The 755-nt window shown below is 45.8% G+C and carries 1 protein-coding gene; it reads left to right on the forward strand.

Going from position 1 to position 755, the window contains the following annotated elements; all coding sequences use genetic code 11:
- Nucleotides 1-570: 570 nt before the first annotated feature.
- On the forward strand, nt 571-755 hold a 185-nt coding region (locus tag H6B30_RS16035; protein ID WP_205112245.1), incomplete at its 3' end, for a hypothetical protein.

Below are 755 nucleotides of genomic sequence, written 5' to 3' on the forward strand. Positions count from 1 at the left end.
GGGCATAAAGAAAACACCCGGAAGAGCTTGCAAGATGATGGAAAGGACAAGATACAGATATAGATTGGTTTTGTGACGGTTGATTGTCAACAGATACTTATGAACTCATCAAAACTTTTTGCGTAAAGTCTTTTTGGGCTTGATTCCGATATTCTTTTCGTCCAGATTCTACACGGCCATTGTTCACGTAGCCCGCTACGCTCTTCTTTCCTGCTAAGAAACAGCCACAAAAACATCACTCGGACTGAAGTCGAAAGACGGCTAAATGCGTTCTATATAAATAATGTGGGGGAAATTAAATGGCGTGAGAATCGCGCAGAGCAAAACTCAAAGCCACTTGCACGGAAATACGCGCAAAATGAGCGAGATAATTATACCTGAAAAAGAACCAAAATGGCCTGTAACGGGGTTGGAGACACCCAAGCCTATGCTCAAGGCAATGAAAAACGTCTAAAAAGGGTGGCCGCACGGTGAGCGGAGAGTGGTTGGCGAGACCATTGGCACGTGGCTATCGAGCATGCACAACTGCAGCCATGGTGGCAAGGCTAACATATTGATATATGATTGATAATGAACTATGACAACGCAAGCCTACTTAGACGGCAGCCAAAAGGGCGACGGCAAAGCCATGGCAACGGCAACACCAAAGTAATGTATCAGTTGACAATCAACCGGCGCAATACCAATCTATACGTGCATCTTGTCCTTGCCATCATCTTGCACGCCCTTCCGGGTTGTTTTCCAATGCCCTATCG

Origin of the sequence: Marseilla massiliensis (genome assembly GCF_016899955.1) — a bacterium.
GTDB lineage: Bacteria > Bacteroidota > Bacteroidia > Bacteroidales > Bacteroidaceae > Prevotella > Prevotella intestinigallinarum.